The organism is Thermomonospora curvata DSM 43183, from assembly GCF_000024385.1.
Taxonomy (GTDB): Bacteria; Actinomycetota; Actinomycetes; order Streptosporangiales; family Streptosporangiaceae; genus Thermomonospora; species Thermomonospora curvata.
This window is the reverse complement of sequence record NC_013510.1, coordinates 2,570,856-2,588,079: the sequence shown is the minus strand read 5'-3', so window position 1 is coordinate 2,588,079 and position 17,224 is coordinate 2,570,856. Positions and strand designations below refer to the sequence as shown.

The window sequence follows — 17,224 nt, the reverse complement described above, 5'->3', positions numbered from 1 at the left end:
CGTTTTCAAGGCTTTGTGGCTCATCCTCCGGCTCTTGCCGGCCCCGGTCCGCACGGCGGGCCGGGGCCGGCGGTGCGCGGGCGGCAATGACCGGGCCGGTGCCCGGCGGCCGCACCACAGACCTGTGCAGGCCCTCGCCTGAAGTCCCGCATGCCCGGGTGTGCAGCGTTCGGGCTGCATCCGTTCCCCGGTGGCCGCTTCCGTCTTGGCCGCACCTCCGCAACCCTCTATTGACGAAATTACGTATTTTCGTAACTCTGGAGAAAAGGCGGGAGGAGACCTTCGGGAGGCATCGATGAACGGCAGGCTCGCCGGGCGGCTGGCCCGGGTGCGAACCCCCTTGCTGCTGATCGGCGTCGTCCTGTCGTTCAGCGCCAGGTTCCACGAGGCCGGCTGGGTGGGCTGGGCGGGCCTGGCGATGATCCTCGCGGGCCTGACGCTGGTGCTGATGCCCGGCGGCGCGGTGCGCCGTCCCCCGATCGCGGTCCGCGCCCCGGTCGAGGGCCGCTGGATGGCGGTCAACAGCCCGGCCGACCGGGTCCCCAGCCACGGAACGCACGAGTTCGGCCAAAGCCACGCCATCGACCTGATCTACCAGCCCGACCCGGACGTGCAGTGGAAGAGCGTGCGGCTCTGGCCCCCGGCCCGCCGGGCCCGTTCCTTTCCCTCCTACGGCCGTCCGATCCTCTCCCCCGCCGACGCGGTGGTGGTGCGGGCGGTGGACGGGCAGCGCGACCACTGGAGCCGCAACTCCTGGCCCGGCCTGGCCTACCTGTTCCTCGTGGAGGGGATCGTCCGCGGCATCGGCGCCGTCATCAGCCCGCGCTTCGTGCTCGGCAACCATGTGATCTTGAAGCTGGACGAGGGGGTGTACGCGGCGCTGGCCCACCTGCGGCGCGGCTCGCTGCGGGTGCGCCCCGGCCAGCGGGTCCGGGCCGGGCAGCAGATCGCCGAGTGCGGCAACTCCGGCAACTCCGCCGAACCCCACCTGCACTTTCAGCTCATGGACAGCCCGCGGACGGCGATCGCCGCCGGGCTGCCGTTCGCCTTCGCTTACCGGATCGACGGCACGGAGCACTACGGTGTGCCCAAAGGCAGGCAGGCGTTCACCGCCGGCCCCGCGGGCCGGACCGGCGGGCCGGGCCGGGTGGACGCCGGAGCGTGGGCGAAGGAGCGTGGTTGACCGAGCAGGAACCATCGCTGGGCGAGCGGCTGGAACGGCTGGAGGCCCGCGTCGCCGCGCTGGAGCGCGCCCGCCCGGCCGCACGGCACGGTGAGCAGACCCCCGACCCCGATGTCTTCTGGGCGCTGCACGGGCTGCAGGAGCGCGCCGAAGAACCCGGCATGGTGCTGTTCACCGGCTCGGTGACGCTGCCCGGCGGCGAGCGCGCCGAGTGGCAGCAGGCGCACCCGGCCGAAGAGCTGCTGGCCGACGACTGGAGCCAGGCCGCCTCGGCGGTGGCCGCTTTGGGCCATCCGATCCGGCTGCTGCTGTTGCGGGAGATCCTGCACGGCACCCGCACCGCCGCCGAGCTGGGCGCCCACCGGCGGCTCGGCACCAGCGGCCAGCTCTACCACCATCTCCGCCAGCTCGTGGCGGCCGGGTGGCTGCGCACCACGGCCCGCGGGCAGTACGCGGTCCCGGCCGAGAAGGTCGTCCCGCTGCTGGTCATCCTCGCCGCCGCACGACGATGACCGGTAATCGACCCTTCACCCAGGGGTACCTTTGGGTCACAAGTGCATATAGGGTCGATTGAGATATGGATGCAGCGCAGGCGAGCACCGGAACGGCGCGACTGGCATGGCTGGACGCGCTGCGCGGGCTCGCCGCGCTGGCGGTGGCCTTCCACCACGCCACCTACCACTACACCCCCGGGCTGCGCCGTCAGATCACCGCCTGGTTCGACCCCGGCACCTTCGGCGTCGTGGTGTTCTTCCTGGTCAGCGGCTATATCATTCCCGCCTCCCTGGAGCGGTCGCGCTCGCTGGGCCGGTTTTGGATCAGCCGGGCCTTCCGGATCTACCCGCTGCTGCTGGTGGCGCTGGCCGCGATCGCGCTGATCAATCTCACCCGGCTGTGGCCGGCGCGGGACGGGCTGGCCGAGCTGAACCCCTGGACGGTCGTCTCGGCGCATCTGACGATGCTGCAGGACGTGCTGGCGGTGCCCAACGCGCTGAACGTGCTGTGGACGCTGTCGTACGAGATGCTGTTCTACCTGATGGTCGCGGCGCTGTTCGCGGTCGGCCTGCACCGCCGCTCGGCGGGGATCGCCACCGCGCTGGCCGCGGCCGGCGGCGCGGCGATCGCGTTCGGCGGGCTGCTGCCCGCCGGGGCGCTGGCGGCGGCCGCGGGGGTCGGCCCGGTGGTGGCCGTGACGGCGCTGACCCTGGCGGTCGCGATCGGCTGCGTCTTCTCCCGGCGGCCGGCGGTGCGAAGCTGCGGCGCGGTCCTGGGCGGCCTGCTGGCCCTGGTGCTGCTGGTCGGCAACAGCCGGCTGCCGGTGTGGGAGGGGCTGGCGCTGCTGGCGGTGATGTTCACCGGCACCGCCGCCCACCGGGCCGAGCACGGCCAGATCAAGGTCCGCACGGCCGCCCTGTGCGGCGCCGTGGTGTTCACCGTCACGACCGCGGCCGGGCTGTGGCACATGGGCGGCTGGGGGGTGCCCGCCGACGAGCTGCTGGGGTACCGGCGTGCCTGGGCCTCCAGCCTGGCGCTGGCGGCGCTGGTCTTCTTGGCGGGGCTGGCGCTGCGCCGCCGCCCGATGCCGCGTCCGCTGACCGGGCTGGGCGTGATCAGCTACTCGGTGTACTTGCTGCACCCGGTGCTGCTGGTGCTCTCCGACGCGCTGCTGGGGCGTCCGGGCGAGGACTCCCCGCTCCACCTGGCGGCCCTGCTGACCGTCCTGGTGGCGGCCTCCGCCCTCACCCAGCGGCTGGTGGAGCGGCCGGGACAGCGGCTGGGACGCCGCCTGGCCCGGCGGCTGGCCCCGCCGCCGGCCGCGAAAGCCCCGCAGACCCGCGAGCCCGAACCGCTCCCGGCATCGGCCGGGCGGCCGTGACCTGCCCGGCGCCCCGGATCCTCACGCCGGGCTCCTGCGGGCAAGCAAAGGTCCGGGTCCGCTCGGGGCGGACCCGGACCGGATGCCGTGACGGGCCGCTTGCGCTCAGTTGCGGTTGTTGACCGATTCCATGGCGGCCTTGACCGCGGCGCGCCGCTCGCGCAGCTTGGCCAGGGCCTCCTCCAAGATCGCCTGGCCGTCGGCGTCGCTGCGCCGCTCCTTCACGTACGCCAGGTGCGTCTTGTAGGGCTCGGTCTTCGGCGGGGCAGGAGGGTTGTCGGGGTCCTTGCCTGCCGGGAACCCGCAGCGGGGGCAGTCCCACGTCTCGGGAATCGCCACGTCAGTCGCGAAGCTGGGTCGGGTCTCGTGCCGGTTGGCGCAGTAGTAGCTGACCCAGACGCGGGGCGCCGCCTCCCCGCGCTCGGCCTCTCCCATCGGACCGGCCCCGACCCGGCTGCCCCGGATGGCGTTGCCACTAGCCACGGACTACTCCTCGATTGATCGGCCGTCGCCCGTGACGGGACGCGACGGCGCTCGTACTACCAGGGACTACCTGAACGCCCGGCTCAGCCGGCGCCGTTGGACTTCAGCAGCAGGCCCAACACCACGATCGACCCGAACCAGATGATCCCGACCCCGATCGTCAGCCGGTCGAGGTTCCGCTCGACCACCGAAGAGCCCCCCAGGGACGAGGAGATCCCACCACCGAACATGTCGGACAATCCACCGCCCTTCCCCTTGTGCATGAGGACGAGCAGGATCATCAGCAGGCTGGTGATGATGAGGACGATCGAGGTTGCGAGGATCACGGTAGTTCAGCGCCTCTTCTGGCCCGCCCCGCGCCTGCGGAGCACTGGTCGACAACGGCTGAGGAAGCCGGGCGGTTTGCCCGTCAGGTATCGAGGGTACGACGAAGTGACTCCTGGTTCAGCAAGAACCCCGGCTTGTGGGGGTGTGTTACCACCTTTCGCCGGTGTTTTGTCAGCCGGGCTCACACCGGCAGGTCCCGGTACCGGCAGATCTTGACGAACTCGCCGGCGTCCAGGCTGGCCCCGCCGACCAGCGCGCCGTCCACGTCCGGCTGGGCCATGATGCCGGCGATGTTGCCGGACTTGACCGACCCGCCGTACTGGATGCGGACCTGGGAGGCCACCTCCTCGTCGTACAGCTCGGCGAGCCGGCCGCGGATGGCCGAGCACACCTCCTGGGCGTCGGCCGGGGTGGCGACCTCGCCGGTGCCGATCGCCCAGACCGGCTCGTAGGCGATCACCAGGGACCGGGCCTGCTCGGCGGGGATCTTCTCCAGCGCCCCGTCGACCTGGGACAGGGTGTAGGGGACGTGCTCGCCGGCCTTGCGCACCTCCAGGCCCTCCCCCACGCACAGGATCGGGGTCAGCTCGGCGGCGAAGGCGGCCTTGATCTTGGCGTTGACCAGGGCGTCGTCCTCATGGTGGTACTGGCGGCGCTCCGAGTGGCCCACCACCACGTACGTGCAGCCCAGCTTGGCCAGCATGGACCCGGAGATCTCGCCGGTGTAGGCCCCGGAGGCGTGCGCGGAGACGTCCTGGGCGCCGTAGGCGATCGGCAGCTTGTCGGCGTCCACCAGCGTCTGCACCGAGCGGATCGCGGTGAACGGCGGCAGCACCACCACCTCGACCGCCTCGTAGTCGGCCTCCTTGAGGGCGAAGGCGAGCTGCTGGACGAGCTTGATCGCCTCCAGGTGGTTGTTGTTCATCTTCCAGTTGCCGGCCATGATCGGCTTACGGGAAGGTTTCTTGGCAGTGGCCATCGCAGATCAGTCCTCCAGTGCCGCAAGGCCGGGCAGCGTCTTGCCTTCCAGGTACTCCAGGCTGGCGCCGCCGCCGGTCGAGATGTGGGAGAAGGCGGACTCGTCGAAGCCCAGGCTGCGCACCGCCGCGGCCGAGTCGCCGCCGCCGACCACGGTGAACGCCCCCGAGTCGATCAGGCCCTGGGCGACCGCGCGGGTGCCGTGGGAGTAGGGCTCCATCTCGAACACGCCCATGGGGCCGTTCCAGAAGACGGTCTTGGCGCCGGCCAGCCGCTCGGCGAACAGCCGCCCGGAGGCCGGGCCGATGTCCAACCCCATCCGGTCGGCGGGGATGGCGTCGGCGGGCACCACCTGGTGGTCGGCGTCGGCGGCGAACGCCGTGGCCGCCACGATGTCCACCGGCAGCACCAGCTCCACCCCGTTCTTTTCGGCCCGGGCCAGGTACTCGCGCACGGTGTCGAGCTGGTCCTGCTCCAGCAGGCTCTTGCCGACCTGGTGGCCCTGGGCGGCCAGGAAGGTGAAGACCATGCCGCCGCCGATGAGGATGCGGTCGGCCTTGTTCAGCAGGTTGTCGATGACGCCGAGCTTGTCGGAGACCTTCGAGCCGCCCAGCACCACCGCGTACGGCCGTTCCACCTCCTCGGTGAGCTTGCGCAGCACGTCCACCTCGGCGACGATCAGGCCGCCGGCGGCGTGCGGCAGGCGGCGGGGGACGTCGTAGACGCTGGCGTGCTTGCGGTGCACGGCGCCGAACCCGTCGCCGACGTACAGGTCGGCCAGCGCGGCCAGCTTGTCGGCGAACGCGCCGCGCTCGGCGTCGTCCTTGCTGGTCTCCCCCGGCTCAAAACGCAGGTTCTCCAGCAGCGCCACCTGGCCGTCGGCCAGGCCCGCCACGGTGCGGGCGGCGGACTCGCCGACCACGTCGGAGGCGAAGGCCACCTCGGTGCCGAGCAGCTCGCCCAGCCTGCGGGCCACGGGGGCCAGCGAGAACTCCGGCTTGACCTGGCCCTTGGGGCGGCCCAGGTGGGCGCAGACGATCACCTTGGCGCCGCGTTCGCGCAGCGTGTTGATCGTCGGCAGGCTGGCCCGGATCCGCCCGTCGTCGGTGATGCGGTCGCCGTCGAGGGGAACGTTGAGGTCCGAGCGGACCAGCACCCGCTTCCCGCGTACGTCGAGATCGTCAATGGTGCGCATGGATGTCCTTCCACTGAGCCTTATCTCAAGCACGTGGCCCCGGCGGCCGGAGGACGGGAGCCCCGGCATCGCGCCGTTGCGGGTCGCAGCCTCGTCCTTGGCCGCGACGCACCCGTCCCGGCCCGCGGGAGCGGCGTGCCGGAAAAGGTTCGCTCACAGTGGCAGCCGGTTCCCCGGCGTGACGGCCGGCGCGGCGGCCGCCGTCATAGGAGCGCCGCCGTGACCGCGCCGGTGCGGCGCGGTCACGGCGGCGGCGGGTCTTACAGCCGGGCTCCGACGTACTGGACCAGGTCCACCAGCCGGTTGGAGTAGCCCCACTCGTTGTCGTACCAGCCGACCACCTTGGCCTGGTCGCCGATGACCTTGGTCAGGCCGGCGTCGATGATGCAGGAGGCCGGGTCGGTGACGATGTCGGCGGAGACGATCGGGTCCTCGGTGTAGGTGAGGATGCCCCGCAGCGGGCCCTCGGCAGCGGCCTTGAGCGCGGCGTTGACCTCCTCGGCGGTGGTCTCGCGGCTCAAGGTGACGGTCAGGTCGGTGGCCGAGCCGGTGGGGATGGGCACCCGCAGCGCGTACCCGTCCAGCTTGCCCTTCAGCTCCGGCAGCACCAGCCCGATGGCCTTGGCCGCGCCGGTGGAGGTCGGCACGATGTTGAGGGCGGCGGCGCGGGCGCGGCGCAGGTCCTTGTGCGGGCCGTCCTGCAGGTTCTGGTCCTGCGTGTAGGCGTGGACGGTGGTCATCAGGCCGCGCTCGATGCCGAAGGTGTCGTGCAGCACCTTGGCCATCGGCGCCAGGCAGTTGGTGGTGCAGGAGGCGTTGGAGATGATCGTGTGCTCGGCCGGGTCGTAGGTCTCGTGGTTGACCCCCATCACGACCGTGACGTCCTCGTTCTTGGCGGGGGCCGAGATGATCACCTTCTTGGCGCCGTTGTCGGCGTGCACCTTGGCCTTGTTGGCGTCGGTGAACAGGCCGGTGGACTCGATCACGATGTCCACGCCCAGGTCGCCCCACTTGAGGTTGGCGGGGTCGCGCTCGGCGAAGGCCTTGATGGTGCGCCCGCCGACGGAGATCTCATCGGCGGCGGCCTTCACCTCCTCGTCCAGCCGGCCGAGGATGCTGTCGTACTTGAGCAGGTGGGCCAGGGTGGCGTTGTCGGTCAGGTCGTTGACCGCCACGACCTCGACGTCGGCCCCGCTGGCCAGCAGGGCGCGGTAGAAGTTGCGGCCGATCCGGCCGAACCCGTTGATGCCTACGCGGATGGTCACCGAACAGTTCTCCTCGAACCTCGTCCCGCCCGGTCTCCCGGGCCCAGCGGATAGTCCCACGGGAGTTACCCAGCCTGAGCCGGTCCCCACCTGCTCGACCCTATCCAATGGGCGTGCGCCGTCCCGACACCGGCCGGGGGTGAAGCGGGGGTGAGCCGGGTTCACTCCGGAGGGGGATTTCCCCTTCCTGCATGGGTCTAGACCATTTTGGTCTAGACCAATCGGCAGGTCCAGCGCCTTGTGGTCTAGACCTTTCCCACCGCCCCGCACGCCCTTGGAACGATCTTGTGCGAGGTCAGGGCGGCATCAGGGGGCCAGCATCTCGGCGGTCAGATTGGCCTCGGTGCCGGGGATGCCGATCTCGCTGGCCCGCTTGTCGGCCATGGCCAGCAGCCGGCGGATCCGCCCGGCGATGGCGTCCTTGGTCAGCGGCGGGTCGGCGAGCTGGCCCAGCTCCTCCAGCGAGGCCTGCTTGTGCTCCAGCCGCAGCTTGCCGGCGGCCACCAGGTGCGGCGGGGCGTCGTCGCCCAGGATCTCCAGCGCCCGCGCCACCCGGGCCCCGGCCGCCACCGCGGCCCGCGCCGAGCGGCGCAGATTGGCGTCGTCGAAGTTGGCCAGCCGGTTGGCGGTGGCCCGCACCTCCCGGCGCATCCGCCGCTCCTCCCAGGCCAGCACGCTGTCGTGGGCGCCCAGCCGGGTCAGCAGCGCGCTGATGGCGTCCCCGTCGCGCACCACCACCCGGTCCACCCCGCGCACCTCCCGGGCCTTGGCGTGGACCTTCAGCCGGCGGGCGGCGCCGACCAGCGCCAGCGCGGCCTCCGGACCCGGGCAGGTGACCTCCAGCGACATCGACCGGCCCGGCTCGGTCAGCGAGCCGTGCGCCAGGAACGCCCCGCGCCAGGCGGCCTCGGCGTCGCAGGCCGCGCCGGCCACCACATGGCGGGGCAGCCCCCGCACCGGGCGGCCACGGTTGTCGATCAGCCCGGTCTGGCGGGCCAGCGACTCGCCCTCGCGGAAGACCCGCACCACGTACCGGTTGCCCTTGCGCAGCCCGCTGGGGGCCAGCACCACCACATCGGAGGTGTGGCCGAAGACCTCGGCGATGTCCTTGCGGAGCCGGCGGGCGACCGAGCCGGTGTCCAGTTCGGCCTCGATCACGATCCGCCCGCCGACCAGATGCAGCCCCCCGGCAAAGCGCAGCAGCGTCGAGACCTCGGCCTTGCGGCAGCAGGGCTTCAAGATCTGCAGCCTGCTCAGCTCGTCCTTCACCACACCGGTCATCGCCATGGACGCCCTCCCCCTTTGCGAATCCGTTCAGCAGTCTCGCCGATTCCCGGCGGGCGGGTGGTCACTCACGCAAGATCTGTGCGAAAGCTTGAGCCAGCCGGGCGGGATCATGACGCGGCGAGCCGTCGGCGGCCGCCACATCGGCCAGCATCAGCCGGCCCCCCAGCATCCGCACCGCCTTCTCCAGCGCATCGGGGTCCTCCACCACCCCCCGGTCGGCGAGCACCACGTCGATGCGCAGGTCGGGAGCGTGCGCCTGGAGCACCTCCAGGTGGGTCTGCGGGGAGAACCCGTCGGTCTCCCCCGGCTGCGGCGCCAGATTAAGCGCGACGATCCGCCGCGCCCGGGTGCCGATCAGCGCCCTGGCCAGCTCCGGCACCTTCAGATGGGGCAGCACGCTGGTGAACCAGGAGCCGGGGCCGAACACCACCCAGTCGGCCTCCTCGATGGCCTGCAGGGTCTGCGGGCACACCGGCGGGTCCGGCGGCACCAGCGACACGCTCAGCACCTTGCCCGGGGTGGTGGCGCAGGCCACCTGGCCGCGGACCTGGACGACCTCCTCGGGCCGGGCCGGGTCGGCGCCCTGGACGTCGGCGACGATGTCCAGCGGCACCGCGGCCATCGGCAGCACCCGGCCCTGGGCGCCCAGCAGCCGGCCCACCCAGTCCAGCCCGGCCACCGTCGCCTCCGGCATGGCCGCCCCGGCCTCGCCCTCGCCCAGCAGCTCCCACAGCGCCACGATCAGCAGGTTGCCGACCGCGTGCCCGTGCAGGTCGCCCTGGCTGCGGAAGCGGTGCTGCACCACCCGGCTCCAGGTCTGCCCCCACTCGTCGTCGCCGCACAGCGCGGCCAGCGCCATGCGCAGGTCGCCGGGCGGCAGCACGCCCAGCTCCCGGCGCAGCCGCCCGCTGGAGCCGCCGTCGTCGGCCACGGTGACCACGGCGGTGAGCCGATCGGTCACCCTGCGCAGCGCCGACAGCGACGCGTACAGCCCGTGCCCCCCGCCGAGGGCCACCACCTTCTGGCTACCGCGCTCGATCACGGCTCCGCCCGCCCTCTCCCCGCACTGCCTCGCCTCGTCCGCCTTCGCCTGCTCTGCGGTCCCGCCGGAGAGCCGACGGTACCGATCATCCTCCGCCCGCGGCGCGTCGGCCAGCGGCCTCGGGAACGATCTGTGCAGGAAATTCCCTATACCAGCCTCAGGCCAACCCGGCGAAACGAGCGAACGGAACTATCTTCGGCCACGGCCGCGGCGCCCCGGCACCCCGGTCCCGGCGTGCGGGCGCGGGCGGGCGCATCCCCGTCATTCCCGGCCCAGGTCGCGGTGGGTGACCTGGACGTCCATGCCGGCGTCGCGCAGGCGGGCGGCGAGCTGCTCGGCCATGGCGACGCTGCGGTGCTTGCCGCCGGTGCAGCCGACGGCCAGCGTCACATAGTGCTTGCCCTCGCGTTCATAGCCCTCGGCCAGCAGCCGCAGCACCTCGGCGTAGGAGTCGAGGAACTCCTTGGCGCCGTGCCGGCTCAGCACATAGTCGCGGACGGGAGCGTCGCGGCCGTTCTTGGGGCGCAGCTCGGGCACCCAGTGCGGGTTGGGCAGAAAACGGCAGTCCACCACCAGGTCGGCGTCCACCGGCAGGCCGTACTTGTAGCCGAAGGAGACCACGGTGAAGCGCAGGCCGGACTCACCGCCGTGGGCGCCGAAGAAACCGACGATCTTGGCCCGCAGCTCGTGCACGTTCAGCCCGGTGGTGTCGATCACCAGGTCGGCCTCGGCGCGCACCTCGCGCAGCAGCTCGCGCTCCTGGGTGATGCCCTCGACCAGCCGGCCGTCCCCCTGCAGCGGGTGCGGGCGGCGCACCGCCTCGAACCGGCGCACCAGCTCCTCGTCGGCGGCCTCCAGGAACACCACCCGCGGGTGCACGCCGCGGGCCTCCAGCTCGGCGATGGCCGAGTGCAGGTCGCTGGTGAAGGCGCGGCTGCGCACGTCCACCACGACGGCGATGCGCGGCACCGCCTCCCGGACCCGGCCGCCCAGGTCGGCCATGGTGGCCAGCAGCCCGGGCGGCAGGTTGTCGACCACGAACCAGTCCAGGTCCTCCAGCGCCTTGGCGGCCGTGCTGCGGCCGGCCCCGGACATCCCGGTGACGATCACGATGTCCGGGCTGCCTTTATGGCCCTCGATGGTCATCTGCCTCCCCCATCGGCACTGTCTTCCTCGGTGGGGACGCGGCCGGGTGCGTCCCCCGGCGGCGCCCCCCTGGACGCCGCGGCCTTCCCTGCGGCACGCCCGTTCGGCGGCGCGCCCCCGTGCAGGGCGGCGGCGATCTGCTCGGCGGTGCGCGGGCCGATGCCGGGCACCTCGGCGATCTGGGCCACGGTGGCCTCCCGCAGCCGCTTGAGCGATCCGAAGTGCTTGAGCAGGGCGGTGCGGCGGGCCGGTCCCAGCCCGGGCACCCCGTCCAGCTCACCGGCGGTCATCGCCTTGGAGCGGCGCTGCCGGTGGTAGGCGACGGCGAACCGGTGCGCCTCGTCGCGGACCCGCTGCATCAGGAACAGGCCCTCGCTGCCGCGCGGCAGGATCACCGGGTCCTCCTCGCCGGGCAGCCAGATCTCCTCCATCCGCTTGGCCAGTCCGCACACCGCCACGTCCGCCACGCCCAGCTCCTCCAATGCCCGCTGGGCGGCGGCGACCTGGGCCGGGCCGCCGTCCACCACCACCAGATTCGGCGGGTAGGCGAACTTACGGGCCCCGCCGGCCGGTGCGGATTGCTCCCGTTCCCCGGCCTCCTGGAAGCCGTAGGAGGCCAGCACGCCGCCGGCGTCGCCGCCCTCCTGCCCGGCCTTGTCGCGTTCGGCCAGGTAGCGCTTGAACCGGCGGGTGATCACCTCGTGGATGGAGCGGACGTCGTCTTGCCCCTGCACCGTCTTGATGGCGAAGCGGCGGTACTCGCTCTTGCGGGCCAGGCCGTCTTCGAAGACCACCATGGAGGCCACCACGTTGGTGCCCTGCAGGTTGGACACGTCGTAGCACTCGATGCGCAGCGGCGCCTCCGGCAGCTCCAGCGCCTCCTGGATCTCCTGCAGCGCCTTGCTGCGGGTGGTCAGGTCGCCGGCGCGGCGGGTCTTGTGCTGGCGCAGCGCCTCGGCGGCGTTGCGGGCGACGGTCTCCAGCAGCGCCTTCTTGTCGCCGCGGCGCGGCACCCGGATGCGCACCGGGCCGCCGCGCCGTTCGGCCAGCAGCTCGGCCATCGCCGCGGCGTCCGGCGGCTCGGCCGGCACCAGCACCTCCCGCGGCACCGCCTCGCTCTCGCCGTAAAGCTGCAGCAGGAAGTGCTCGACCAGGTCGGCGGTGGTGACGTCGGAGACCTTGTCGACCACCCAGCCGCGCTGGCCGCGGATGCGCCCGCCGCGCACGTAGAACACCTGGACGGCGGCCTCCAGCGGGTCCTCGGCGAAGGCGATCACGTCGCAGTCGACGGCCTCGCCCAGCACCACCGCCTGTTTCTCCAGCGCCCGCTGCAGCGCCCGCATGTCGTCGCGCAGCCGGGCGGCCCGCTCGTACTCCTCGGCCGCGGCGGCCTCCAGCATCCGCCGCTCGATCTCCTTGATGAAGCGGCCGGTGTCGCCGGCCATGAAGGCGCAGAAGTCCTCGGCCAGGCGCCGGTGGGCGGCGGCGTCGATGCGGCCCACGCACGGCGCCGAGCACTTGTCGATATAGCCCAGCAGGCAGGGCCGGTCGCTGTGGCGGGCGCGTTTGAAGACCCCCGGTTTGCAGGTGCGCACCGGGAAGACGCGCAGCAGCAGATCGACCGTCTCGCGGATCGCCCAGGCGTGCGAGTAGGGCCCGAAATAGCGCACGCCCTTGCGTTTGGCTCCGCGCATGACCATCACCCGGGGGAATTCCTCATCCAGGGTGACGGCCAGATACGGGTAGGACTTGTCGTCGCGGTAACGGACGTTGAAGCGGGGGTTGAACTCCTTGATCCAGGAGTATTCGAGCTGCAGCGCCTCCACCTCGGTGCCGACCACCGTCCAGTCGACTCCCGCGGCGGTCCGCAGCATGGTCTGGGTCCGGGGGTGCAGGCTCGCGAAATCGGCGAAGTAGGAGTTCAGCCGGGAGCGCAGGCTCTTGGCCTTGCCGACGTAGATCACCCGGCCGTGTTCGTCACGGAAGCGATAGACCCCCGGCGAGTCGGGGATCGTCCCGGGCGCGGGACGGTAGTTCGCCGGATCAGCCACGGTAAAAGCCTAGTGGGGCGCCGTGACAGAACGCGCGGGACGGCGCGGCGGGCCCGCCGCCGGCATGATCCGAATATCGTTCAGCGCACCGTCCGCATGATCATGACGCCGCGCGGACGGATCGGCGGTGAAGAAAGAGATGGACGAACTCCCCTGTTGTGGGCGTGGAGAACTTTCAGCGGCGCGGGCGGCTCGATGCGGCACTGTTTTTCTCGCGCTTTGCCGCCTTTTGCACCCTCTGCCGGCTCGCCGTCCGCCGCAGAGGAACCGGCGGGACTTTGCGTCCGGGCGAGGCCGGCCCCGGGTGCGGCGCCCGCGACGCCGCACCCGGGGCCGGCCGGGATGGGGCTAGGCCAGTTTGATGCCGCCGCCCTCGACGATGATCTGCTTGGCGGGCAGCGGCTTGTCGGCCGGGCCGCTTTGCACCGAGCCGTCGGCGATGCTGAAGGTGCTGCCGTGGCATTCGCACCTGATCACTCCGTTCTGCACGGAGGTCACCGGGCAGCCCCGGTGGGTGCACTTGGTGCTGAAGGCCTTGAACTCGCCTTGTGCCGGCTGGGTGACCACCACTTCCCGGTCTTTGAAGATCTTGCCTCCGCCGACCGGGATGTCGCCGGTCTGCGCCAGCACGCCGCCGGCCGCGGCCTGCGCGCCGCCTCCCGACCCGGACGCCCCCGAGGTCTCATCCCCGCCGCCGCAGGCGGCCACGGCACCGGCCACCCCCAGCAGCCCCGCGCCGACCAGGATTCCGCGCCGGGTGCTCCCCGTCCGCGGCGGGTCCGCCTGCGGTGCGGGGGCGGAAACGCCGGTTCCCGGTGCGGTCTCCTGAGCCATGGACGTCGTCCTCCGTTTCCCCCGGGACCCCTGTGGCCCCGTCCACACCACCTATCACGAACGGGGACGACCGCCAGTTCCATGAACGTTCAACTTTTTTGCGTTCCCGGCCCGCCGGCGGGGTTCAGACGATCACCAGGCCGTCCCCTTTGACCTGCACCGGGTACTCCAGCAGGCCGCGGGAGGCGGGGCCGCGGGCCACCGAGCCATCGGTGATCTTGAACTCGCTGCCGTGGCAGGGGCAGTACATCGCGCCCTGCCGGATGCGGTCCACCGGACAGCCGGAGTGGGTGCAGCGCGCGTCGAAGACCTTGAAGGTGCCCTCGGTGGGCTGGGTGACCACGATCTTGTACTGGGGCAGCACCTTGCCGCCGCCGACCGGCACGTCGGCGACCTTGGCGATCTCCTTGCCCTTCAGCTCGGCGGCCGGCTCCGCCCGGCGCGGCTGCCCGACCCCGCAGCCGGCCAGCGCGGCGGCGCCCACGGCCGCGGCCCCGCACACCACCGCACGCCTGCCCACCTGACCGGCCGGCGCGTTCTTCGCATCCTCGCTCATGGCGTCCATGATTCCGGTCCACCCCCATACCCCCCGCCGCCACCCCGCCGGAGCAAAACCGGCGCGCGGTGCCGTCGTGAGGCGGGACGCGCAGATCACCGATCCAGCAGCTTGGCCAGGAAACGGCCGGTGTGGCTGGCCTCGACCCGGGCGACCTCCTCGGGGGTGCCGGCGGCGACCACGGTGCCGCCGCGCGAGCCGCCCTCGGGGCCCATGTCGATGATCCAGTCGGCGGTCTTGATCACATCCAGGTTGTGCTCGATGACCACCACGGTGTTGCCCTTGTCGACCAGGCCGTTGAGCACGCCCAGCAGCTTGCGGATGTCTTCGAAGTGCAGCCCGGTGGTGGGCTCGTCCAGCACGTAGATGGTGCGGCCGGTAGAGCGGCGCTGCAGCTCGGCGGCGAGCTTGACGCGCTGGGCCTCGCCGCCGGAGAGGGTGGGGGCGGGCTGGCCCAGCCGCACGTACCCCAGCCCGACGTCGTTGAGGGTGGACAGGTGCCGGTGGATGGCGCTGATCGGCTCGAAGAAGCGGGTGGCCTCCTCGATCGGCATGTCCAGCACCTCGGCGATGGTCTTGCCCTTGTAGCGGACCTCCAGCGTCTCGCGGTTGTAGCGGGCGCCGTGGCAGACCTCGCACGGGACGTAGACGTCCGGCAGGAAGTTCATCTCGATCTTGATGGTGCCGTCGCCGGCGCAGTTCTCGCAGCGCCCGCCCTTGACGTTGAAGGAGAACCGGCCCGGCTGGTAGCCGCGCACCTTGGCCTCGGGGGTGGCCGCGAACAGCTTGCGGATGTGGTCGAACACCCCGGTGTAGGTGGCCGGGTTGGAGCGGGGGGTGCGGCCGATCGGGGACTGGTCGACGTGCACCACCTTGTCGACGTGCTCCAGGCCGGTGATGCGCCGGTGCTTGCCGGGGACGGTGCGGGCGCCGTGCAGCTCCTTGGCCAGCGCGTTGTAGAGGATGTCGTTGACCAGGGTGGACTTGCCGGAGCCGGACACGCCGGTGACGGCGGTGAAGACCCCCAGCGGGAACGTCACGTCGATGTTCTTGAGGTTGTTCTGCTGGGCGCCCCTGACCACGATCTCGCGGCCCTTGGTGCGGGGACGGCGCACCTGGGGCACCTCGATGCGGCGGCGGCCCGACAGGTAGGCGCCGGTGATCGACTTGGGGGAGGCCTTCAGCTCCTCCACCGGGCCGGAGACCACGATCTGGCCGCCGTGCTCGCCGGCGCCGGGGCCGATGTCCACCACCCAGTCGGCGGCGGCGATGGTGTCCTCGTCGTGCTCGACGACGATCAAGGTGTTGCCCATGTCGCGCAGCCGCAGCAGCGTCTCCAGCAGCCGGTGGTTGTCGCGCTGGTGCAGCCCGATGGACGGCTCGTCCAGCACGTACAGCACGCCGACCAGGCCGGAGCCGATCTGGGTGGCCAGCCGGATGCGCTGGGCCTCGCCGCCGGCCAGCGTGGCCGCCGGGCGGTCCAGCGTCAGGTAGTCCAGCCCGACGTCCAGCAGGAAGCCCAGCCGGGCGTTGACCTCTTTGAGCACCCGGGCGGCGATGTGCGCCTCGCGGTCGTCCAGCTCCAGCGTCCGCAGGAACTCGGCGCACTCGCTGATGGGCATGGCGGCGACCTCGGCGATCGACTTGCCGCCCACGGTGACCGCCAGGACGGAGGGCTTCAGGCGCGCGCCGTCGCAGGCCGGGCAGGGCACCTGCCGCATGTAGCCTTCGAACCGCTCGCGCGTGGCGTCGCTTTCGGACTCGGCGTGCCGCCGGTGGATGTAGGGGATGACGCCTTCGTAGGTGGTGTAGTAGGAGCGGGTGCGGCCGTAGCGGTTCTTGTAGCTGACGTGGACCTGGGTGTCGTACCCCTTGAGAATGGCCCTGCGGACCTTGGCGGGCAGCTTCTCCCAGGGGGTGTCCAGGGTGAAGCCCATGGCGTCGCCGAGAGCCGACAGCAGCCGCAGGAAGTACTCGCTGACATGGCCGTTGGACCACGGCTGGATGGCGCCCTCGGCGAGGGTCTTCTCCGGGTCGGGGACGACCAGTTCCGGATCGACCTCCATGCGGGTGCCCAGCCCGGTGCACTCCGGGCAGGCCCCGTAGGGGGAGTTGAAGGAGAACGAGCGCGGCTCCAGCTCCTCGAACGACAGGTCGTCGTAGGGGCAGTACAGGTGCTCGGAGAACATCCGGGTGCGGCGCTCGTCGTCCTCGGGCAGGTCGACGAAGTCCAGCACGATGGTGCCGCCGGCCAGACCCAGGGCGGTCTCCACCGAGTCGGCCAGGCGCCGGCGGGCCGAGTCCTTGACCGTCAGCCGGTCCACCACCACCGCGATGTCGTGTTTTTCCTGCTTTTTGAGCTTGGGCGGGTCGTCCAGGCGGACCATGACGCCGTCCACCAGGGCCCGTGAGTAGCCCTTGGACTGCAGCTCGCGGAACAGCTCGGCGTACTCGCCCTTGCGTCCGCGGATGACCGGCGCCAGCACCTGGAAGCGGGTGCCCGGCTCCAGTTCCAGCACCCGGTCGACGATCTGCTGGGGGGTCTGCCGGCTGATGGGGCGGCCGCACTCGGGACAGTGGGGGCGGCCGATGCGGGCGTACAGCAGCCGCAGGTAGTCGTAGACCTCGGTGATGGTGCCGACGGTGGAGCGGGGGTTTTTGGAGGTGGACTTCTGGTCGATGGACACCGCCGGCGACAGGCCCTCGATGAAGTCGACGTCGGGCTTGTCCATCTGGCCCAGGAACTGGCGGGCGTAGGCCGACAGCGACTCCACGTAGCGGCGCTGCCCCTCGGCGAAGATGGTGTCGAAGGCCAGGCTGGACTTGCCGGACCCCGACAGCCCGGTGAACACGATCAGGGAGTCCCGCGGCAACTCCAGCGAGACGTCCTTGAGGTTGTGCTCGCGCGCTCCGCGCACGATGAGACGGTCATGCACGACGGTACTCGGCTCCCTTGGGGCCCGCTCGGTGAGACGCGCTGGTCTCATGACGAGCCGGTCTC

15 protein-coding genes are annotated in these 17,224 nt (G+C 71.7%); 3 read left to right on the top strand and 12 right to left on the bottom strand.

The window, feature by feature from the left end; genetic code table 11:
• Positions 1-295 precede the first annotated feature (295 nt).
• The 3 genes from TCUR_RS10925 to TCUR_RS10915 all read left to right on the top strand — a co-directional run bounded on the left by TCUR_RS10925 (position 296) and on the right by TCUR_RS10915 (position 3,059).
• Entirely contained in the window at positions 296-1,183 is an 888-nt protein-coding gene (locus TCUR_RS10925) for a M23 family metallopeptidase (RefSeq protein WP_012852555.1), read from the top strand.
• Entirely contained in the window at positions 1,180-1,695 is a 516-nt protein-coding gene (locus TCUR_RS10920) for a helix-turn-helix domain-containing protein (RefSeq protein WP_012852554.1), read from the top strand. The genes TCUR_RS10925 and TCUR_RS10920 overlap by 4 nt, the downstream gene beginning before the upstream one ends.
• A 65-nt stretch (positions 1,696-1,760) precedes the next feature.
• Entirely contained in the window at positions 1,761-3,059 is a 1,299-nt protein-coding gene (locus TCUR_RS10915) for an acyltransferase family protein (RefSeq protein WP_012852553.1), read from the top strand.
• A gap of 105 nt (positions 3,060-3,164) precedes the next feature.
• On the opposite strand, the gene TCUR_RS10910 is transcribed toward TCUR_RS10915, so the two are convergent.
• From TCUR_RS10910 to uvrA, 12 genes are all read right to left on the bottom strand, one after another.
• Positions 3,165-3,542, bottom strand: a complete 378-nt coding sequence (locus TCUR_RS10910; protein WP_012852552.1) for an RNA polymerase-binding protein RbpA — start codon at positions 3,540-3,542, stop codon at positions 3,165-3,167.
• Positions 3,543-3,625: 83 nt separating this feature from the next.
• On the bottom strand, positions 3,626-3,868 hold the full coding sequence (secG, locus tag TCUR_RS10905; protein ID WP_012852551.1) for a preprotein translocase subunit SecG: 243 nt from the start codon (positions 3,866-3,868) through the stop codon (positions 3,626-3,628).
• A gap of 182 nt (positions 3,869-4,050) precedes the next feature.
• Complete coding sequence (gene tpiA, locus TCUR_RS10900) at positions 4,051-4,848, bottom strand: triose-phosphate isomerase (RefSeq protein WP_012852550.1); 798 nt, start codon at positions 4,846-4,848, stop codon at positions 4,051-4,053.
• A 6-nt stretch (positions 4,849-4,854) separates the two neighbouring features.
• Positions 4,855-6,042 carry a phosphoglycerate kinase gene (locus tag TCUR_RS10895; protein ID WP_012852549.1) on the bottom strand — a complete coding sequence of 396 codons (1,188 nt, stop codon included), beginning with the start codon at positions 6,040-6,042 and terminating at the stop codon, positions 4,855-4,857.
• Between the two features lie 260 nt (positions 6,043-6,302).
• Entirely contained in the window at positions 6,303-7,307 is a 1,005-nt protein-coding gene (gap, locus tag TCUR_RS10890) for a type I glyceraldehyde-3-phosphate dehydrogenase (protein WP_012852548.1), read from the bottom strand.
• Positions 7,308-7,613: 306 nt separating this feature from the next.
• Positions 7,614-8,594, bottom strand: a complete 981-nt coding sequence (whiA, locus tag TCUR_RS10885; protein ID WP_012852547.1) for a DNA-binding protein WhiA — start codon at positions 8,592-8,594, stop codon at positions 7,614-7,616.
• Between the two features lie 61 nt (positions 8,595-8,655).
• The gene (locus TCUR_RS10880; protein ID WP_012852546.1) at positions 8,656-9,636 is read right to left on the bottom strand and encodes a gluconeogenesis factor YvcK family protein; all 981 of its coding nucleotides are present in this window, start codon (positions 9,634-9,636) and stop codon (positions 8,656-8,658) included.
• Positions 9,637-9,897: 261 nt separating this feature from the next.
• Entirely contained in the window at positions 9,898-10,782 is an 885-nt protein-coding gene (gene rapZ / locus TCUR_RS10875; RefSeq protein ID WP_012852545.1) for an RNase adapter RapZ, read from the bottom strand.
• Positions 10,779-12,833 (bottom strand): excinuclease ABC subunit UvrC, encoded by a 2,055-nt coding sequence (gene uvrC / locus TCUR_RS10870; protein ID WP_012852544.1) that lies wholly within the window; start codon positions 12,831-12,833, stop codon positions 10,779-10,781. The genes rapZ and uvrC overlap by 4 nt, the downstream gene beginning before the upstream one ends.
• Positions 12,834-13,181: 348 nt before the next feature.
• Positions 13,182-13,667 (bottom strand): Rieske (2Fe-2S) protein, encoded by a 486-nt coding sequence (locus tag TCUR_RS10865; protein ID WP_012852543.1) that lies wholly within the window; start codon positions 13,665-13,667, stop codon positions 13,182-13,184.
• Between the two features lie 124 nt (positions 13,668-13,791).
• Positions 13,792-14,223 carry a Rieske (2Fe-2S) protein gene (locus TCUR_RS10860; protein ID WP_148232989.1) on the bottom strand — a complete coding sequence of 144 codons (432 nt, stop codon included), beginning with the start codon at positions 14,221-14,223 and terminating at the stop codon, positions 13,792-13,794.
• A gap of 95 nt (positions 14,224-14,318) precedes the next feature.
• Positions 14,319-17,210 carry an excinuclease ABC subunit UvrA gene (gene uvrA, locus TCUR_RS10855; RefSeq protein WP_425358356.1) on the bottom strand — a complete coding sequence of 964 codons (2,892 nt, stop codon included), beginning with the start codon at positions 17,208-17,210 and terminating at the stop codon, positions 14,319-14,321.
• Between the last annotated feature and the right edge of the window lie 14 nt (positions 17,211-17,224).

What these genes read in the sequence shown, in the direction of transcription:
- TCUR_RS10925 (WP_012852555.1), top strand. Translation starts at nt 296, where the DNA reads ATGAACGGCAGGCTCGCCGGGCGGCTGGCCCGGGTGCGAACCCCCTTG.
- TCUR_RS10915 (WP_012852553.1), top strand. Translation starts at nt 1,761, where the DNA reads ATGGATGCAGCGCAGGCGAGCACCGGAACGGCGCGACTGGCATGGCTG.
- tpiA (WP_012852550.1), bottom strand. Translation starts at nt 4,848, where the DNA reads ATGGCCACTGCCAAGAAACCTTCCCGTAAGCCGATCATGGCCGGCAAC.
- TCUR_RS10895 (WP_012852549.1), bottom strand. Translation starts at nt 6,042, where the DNA reads ATGCGCACCATTGACGATCTCGACGTACGCGGGAAGCGGGTGCTGGTC.
- whiA (WP_012852547.1), bottom strand. Translation starts at nt 8,594, where the DNA reads ATGGCGATGACCGGTGTGGTGAAGGACGAGCTGAGCAGGCTGCAGATC.
- rapZ (WP_012852545.1), bottom strand. Translation starts at nt 10,782, where the DNA reads ATGACCATCGAGGGCCATAAAGGCAGCCCGGACATCGTGATCGTCACC.
- TCUR_RS10865 (WP_012852543.1), bottom strand. Translation starts at nt 13,667, where the DNA reads ATGGCTCAGGAGACCGCACCGGGAACCGGCGTTTCCGCCCCCGCACCG.
- TCUR_RS10860 (WP_148232989.1), bottom strand. Translation starts at nt 14,223, where the DNA reads ATGAGCGAGGATGCGAAGAACGCGCCGGCCGGTCAGGTGGGCAGGCGT.
- uvrA (WP_425358356.1), bottom strand. Translation starts at nt 17,210, where the DNA reads ATGAGACCAGCGCGTCTCACCGAGCGGGCCCCAAGGGAGCCGAGTACC.